The organism is Limnospira sp. PMC 289.06, assembly GCF_032350395.1.
Classification (GTDB): Bacteria; Cyanobacteriota; Cyanobacteriia; order Cyanobacteriales; family Microcoleaceae; genus Limnospira; species Limnospira platensis.
Genome location: NZ_JARPLC010000378.1, coordinates 1 through 865, shown reverse-complemented (window position 1 = coordinate 865; position 865 = coordinate 1). Strand labels below are relative to the sequence as shown.

Annotated in this window: 1 protein-coding gene; it reads right to left on the bottom strand. The window is 40.2% G+C overall.

The window, feature by feature from the left end:
- Positions 1-865 (bottom strand): reverse transcriptase domain-containing protein (locus P5674_RS25310; RefSeq protein ID WP_315670434.1); only part of this gene is annotated, 865 nt, incomplete at both ends.

The following is an 865-nucleotide window of genomic DNA, read 5'->3' as shown; positions in this document are numbered from 1 at the left end:
TTCTGGTTGCCCAGTAAGTCCAGTTTCCGTCGTATGGTGTTGCATCAGGGCGTATTAGGGTGTGTCTGACAATCGGAGTCCAATTATGTTTCCATAGTTGAAGTCCATCTTTAGTCTTGAACAACCAAGATTCATGTCTTTCTTTCCCATTGCTAAGTTTAACCGTTTCATGTCTGAAATAGTTTCTTAGCTTTTCGTGATTTGCCTTTCCGCATCTTGATTTTGTCCATGCCCTTAACATTAGCCATATTATATTGTCTAGCTTAACGAAGGTCTCTGTTGAGACTACCGCTGAATAATAGTTTGACCATCCTCGAATAATCGGGTTTATTTTGCTTATCAGGGCTGACTGAGGTGCTGTTTTAAGTTGTTTAATTGCACCTTTAATCACTTCTATGTGGGCTTTAAATGCTTTATTGCTGGGTTTTATGCAGGTTTTGTGACCGATTAATCGTCTTGCCATTCCCCCGGTTTTCCCAGACTTATATTTTCCTACCGGATATTGCCTGATATTGAATCCTAGAAAATCAAACCCTGGTTCTTCAGTTTTACCGTTATACTCAATAGGATTGAGCGTATGGCAGATTCGAGTTTTTTCAGGTTTAATCTCTAGTCCTACAGGTTTTAACCATTCAGAAATTGCAGTTTTGCACTGTTCAATGATTTTAAGGTCTTTTGATATAACCACAAAATCATCGGCGTATCTTATAAGGTTTCCCTGTGTGGTTGTTCCTTTATTTGGATACATTCCTTTTACTAGCCTCTCCATACCATCCAGTGCGATGTTAGCTAGGAGTGGACTTATTACCCCTCCTTGGGGTGTCCCTGTTTCTGTATCCTCGAATACGCCGTTATCTAGCACACC